At 53.9% G+C, this 1030-nt stretch carries 1 protein-coding gene; it reads right to left on the reverse strand.

The window, feature by feature from the left end; translation table 11 throughout:
* Positions 1-220 precede the first annotated feature (220 nt).
* Positions 221-1030, reverse strand: an 810-nt coding sequence (locus THIDRDRAFT_RS23290) for an IS630 family transposase (protein ID WP_007043410.1), incomplete at its 5' end; no start/stop codon positions are given.

Consider the following 1030-nt stretch of genomic DNA (forward strand, 5'->3'; position numbering starts at 1 on the left):
GCTCCAGGGGCCAGGATCAACCGTAGCAGCGAGAGGGCTGAAGATGAAATCTGCCCGCCTGAAAGGCGGGGGTTTGAACCCTAGATATCGAAATCAAGAACAGCATTCATCTCGACTTTAGCCATTTCCAAGACTTAAAAGAAGAACTGAGCGACACCGCAAAGGAAATTAATGGGACCTGTTTAGTTGGTTATACCTAGCGAATGCAGGATTTCGGTTCTCAATTACCGATAATCTGGAAGTTCTCAGCAAGCAGCGTGCGCAGTTGGGGCGCATAGAGATCCAGCTCCGCAAAAAACTCTTTGCAGGCTATTCGGAACTCGGCAAACCGCTCGTAATAACGATTGTAAAGCACTTGCTTCTTGAAGAATTTCCAGAATCGCTCGATCAGGTTGAGATTCGGGCTATACGCCGGTAATGGCTCAAGTTGAATGCGGGAGTTCTTCAAGTATTCCGCGACGAGCTTGGATTTGTAGTAGCGGGCGTTGTCGCAAATCACGATGATGCGAGAGGCCGCTGGGTAAGCGCTCTCCAACTGTTTGAGCAAGGCAATCGTGGAGACCGCGTTGATCGTGTCGTCAATGCGGTACGTGAGTTCCAGCGTCTCGATGTTGATCGCACCGTTGATGTTCAGCCGCTGCCGTCCAGTGTTGCTCTGGATCGCCTGCCGCTTCCCGCGCTTGATCCAGCCGCAGCCAAGCACCGGATTGTGCTGCGGGTGAACCGCGTCCATGAAGACAATCACGTCCTTTTCGGACTTTTTGTCCTTGAAATCCTGGTACTTGGAGACAAACGCCTCCTGAACCTCGACCGGCTGATGCTTGCCTGGCAGCAGCGTCGGTTTCTTGTAGACGTAGCCGAGGCGATGCAGCAGCGCGTTCATGCCGCTGGGTGTGTAGCGCACGTCCCAGCGTTGCTCGACGTAGCGCGCCACGCCCGCTGCAGTTTGATACAGCGTGCTCTGCAGATGCGCATCCAGCTCACGCAACTGGGTGCTATCGAGCAACGCTTCACTGCCCACATAGCTCAT

Source organism: Thiorhodococcus drewsii AZ1, from assembly GCF_000224065.1.
Taxonomy (GTDB): Bacteria; Pseudomonadota; Gammaproteobacteria; order Chromatiales; family Chromatiaceae; genus Imhoffiella; species Imhoffiella drewsii.